1 protein-coding gene and 1 pseudogene are annotated in these 3,287 nt (G+C 55.1%); both read right to left on the bottom strand.

What is annotated here, in order from left to right:
• Window positions 1-54: 54 nt before the first annotated feature.
• On the bottom strand, window positions 55-2,979 hold the full coding sequence (locus F1735_RS32810) for a DUF6531 domain-containing protein (protein ID WP_229506083.1): 2,925 nt from the start codon (window positions 2,977-2,979) through the stop codon (window positions 55-57).
• Window positions 2,980-3,048: 69 nt separating this feature from the next.
• Window positions 3,049-3,150: pseudogene (locus F1735_RS38360) on the bottom strand (PAAR domain-containing protein); the annotation flags it as partial.
• Window positions 3,151-3,287 lie beyond the last annotated feature (137 nt).

The raw sequence follows: 3,287 nt of genomic DNA on the forward strand, positions 1-3,287 counted from the left end.
AAAATGAGATTAGCCATGATTCCGCCGCCGTAACCGATCAGATTTCCTCCGATATCACCAAAAAGCGATGAAAAATCGTGCTCTCCTGATGTCGGCCAGTTCGGAAAAATCGTTTTGCAATTGGCTCCTTTGAATGCGTTCCGCTCCCAGTGTTTCCAAACGGGTTTCTGTTGATCCGATGCGTCTTCCAAAAGGGTCGTAGTCGAAGCAGGTTTCCGTAATGCCACGCAGGTTTTCAGTCCTTACCTTAAGGAGGCGATCATCAGCGTCAAAGGTAAAGTGTTGCGTCTGATGGGCACCTTTTCGTTTAGTGCACACATTACCCCAAGCGTCATATTCGAAGCGTATGTCTTGCCACACTTTTAAGCGATTTCCTTCGAGTTGCCCACTACTTTTCCGGCCAGAATCATCGAGTAGGTTCCCAACCGCATCCCATCTGAACTGCTCCTGCACCTGTTCGGCGGCCCGATTGTGTTGGTGCAACTGCCCCGAAAGATTGTACTTAAAATTGATTTCGCCCCGTAAATTATCGCGTTGTTCGGCCAACTCGCCGGTCGCTTGGTAATGGTAGCTACGCCATAAACGCCCTTGACCAGGCCCCAACAATTCAGGTGTCGCGCCCGCCGACTGCCATGTCCGGCGGCCAAGCTGATCATAGCCGACCCGTTGCGTCAGTGTGCCTTGAGTATGCTGGATTTCGCGATGCAGGCCGTCTCGTTCAAAATCACTGATCACATGACCCCCACTGTGGATTTGGTGCACGTGCCCTGAGCCGTAGGTAAGTGTGTCGATGCGTTGATTGTTCGGCAAACCTAGGGTCGTCAGGTTATTAAGCTCGTCGAATGCATAGCTTACTGCGCCCTCAGAGCCAAGTTCTGTGACCAAACGTCCTCCTTTATCGTACTCGAAGCGCACTTTGCTAGCTTTTATTCCGAGCTCAGTGCCGATTTCGGTCGGAATCGTTCGCGCTTCAAGAAGCTGGTCGGCATCATCCCACATGTAGCGCGTGGTCGCGGTTGCTGTTGCTTGGGCAAGCAGACGCCCCAATTGGTCGCGCGCGAACGACGTGGTCCGACGTGCCCGCTCGGCGTAAGGAGCTTTTCCGGGAAAAGATCCGGTTTTTTCCATTTCCAGCAATTCGCCCGCTACATCGTAACGTAATCGGCGCTCGATACCATCGGGATTGATTTCGCGTGCTACTCTGTCGCCAATGTCATATTCAAAGCTGTAGCGTGTGTCACTGCCGCAGACCAGTTCCACCAATCGTCCCCGCACGTCGTATCTGTAGTGTAAGTGGCGTTGCGCCGGATCGATCGCATGAACAACCTGGCCGCGTTCATTGCGTGTCCAACTGCGTGATTGAGCAGCGCTATTGTGTTGTTCGACGATGAGGCCCGCTGGGTCGTACTTGAATATTTCGGCACTACCGTCGGGTAGGATAACTTGTACAGGCTCGCCGGTGCGAAGCCGCTTATACCGCGTGGTTTGGCCCAGCGCATTGGTGGTGGCAGCAAGTTGTCCATCAATGTCGTACTCATAGAGCGTGCTTTTTCCAGAGCAGTCCGTGTACGCTATGAGCAGGCCTCTTGGATTCCATTTCATTAATTTTCGACCGCCGCGCGCATCGATTTTGGCGAAAGGCAGAGGGCTAAGGTCGTTGCCATACTCGTAGCTTTCCCGGCGATTCAAGGGGTCGATGGTAGACTTCGTACGGCCAAAATAATCGTACTCGGCTCGCCATTGCCTACCGTCAGGCAGAGTCAACAGGCTGATTCGAAGGCTGTTGCCGTCATAACTGGTTTGCGTGATACGACCCAGCGGGTCGATTTCACGAATGACCCTGGCCGCATCATCGTATTCGAAGGCGATTTCGCGATCACCCGGCAGTTGGATCAGGCTCGGCATGCCTGCAGTGGTATAGGCGAGGTGATATTTCCCATTGTCAAAATCGGTGCACGCAATAATCTGGAAGTGTTCGTCGTAAGTCCAGTGCGCCTCGCGCCCCTGCTCGTCTTTGGCCCAGGTTTGGCGAGTTGCGGTATCGTAGCTGAAGCTGGTCTGTTCTCCCGCGCTGGTACTGCAGGAAACCACACGCGGCTGACCGTCAACGGTTGCCCAGTGGTAGCTGCACTTGAAGCCAAGGGCGCCGGTGTGACTCTCCATCACGCCATCTGTGTAGGTGAATTGACGAACTATGTTGCCATTGGCGTCTGTCACTGAGATCAACTGGCCTAAGGAATCGTACCCGTAACTGGCTAACGGGCCGGGCGTGCCGCCGAATGCGCATTCAACCTGTATGAGACGGGATGGAGCCTCGGTGTAATGCAGTCGCAGTTGCTGGTCGCCGCTGGTTCGAATTGTTTGTACACGGCCGAACTCGTCGCGATGGTAAGCGTGCCACTGGCCGGTGCGGTTCTCCACGCGCTGGACCCAAGCGATGTCGTTGCTGCCAAGGTCAAGATGGCCGAAATCGTAGTACATCTCATTGAGGTCGTAGAGAATGAATTGGCCGGCCGTGGTGCAAGCGAGATAGCATTGCTCGACGTCGCTAAAGACAGCGTGGCCAGGCTGAACCAAGGGGAAGCCGGTTTCGCGGCCTTCGCCATCGGCAAACCAGATCTTTCCGTCGCGCTGTTGCAGGCGCAGATCCCAGGGCAGCACCCAGCCCGTGCCCAAGGTGCTTTCATGGCGCAGGTTGCTGCCGTAAAAGCGGGAGACAATCAGCGGTATCTGGCTTTGCATGACAAAGTCAATCTCGTCCTGGGTTAGCAGGACTTTGCGGCCCGTGGCGACATCAACTGGGCGCCCGAGTATGCCGCCCATGACGCGGGTGACGATGGGAGTGATAACGTAACGGCCCACTGCTTCGCCGATAACGGAACCCGCCACAAATTTGCCTAAGCAAGGAAGGATTGCCCGCGACAGTCCTCCTGCCCCTTTGATCAGGCCCCCTACTCCGCCAAGCAGGCCCGCGAGCATGAATGCCACCTCGGCCTTATCCCGTAACTCAGCGGGTACCTCATCCTCAATCGGGAGATAGGCGACGGTTCCACCGCCGATGAAGACGTTAGAAGAGCCGTCGTCGATTTTGGCCCCGCACGTGATGGAATCCTTTTTCCTCGCTGCTGGCAGGCCGTTGATGAAGACGTTCGAGGACCCTTCCCCCCTGTGTCAGACTACTTGTCGGGTGTGTTTTTGAACAAAGTATGTCGTGATCTTGAGCGTTGTAGTGGGGTTTTTAGGGTTCGTTCTTGTGCTGTACTTTTGACATCGTTTCCGGGAGCGGG

It is taken from the genome of Massilia genomosp. 1, assembly GCF_011682185.1.
Lineage (GTDB): Bacteria > Pseudomonadota > Gammaproteobacteria > Burkholderiales > Burkholderiaceae_D > Telluria_A > Telluria_A rubra.

What these genes read in the sequence shown, in the direction of transcription:
- F1735_RS32810 (WP_229506083.1), bottom strand. Translation starts at nt 2,979, where the DNA reads ATGCTCGCGGGCCTGCTTGGCGGAGTAGGGGGCCTGATCAAAGGGGCA.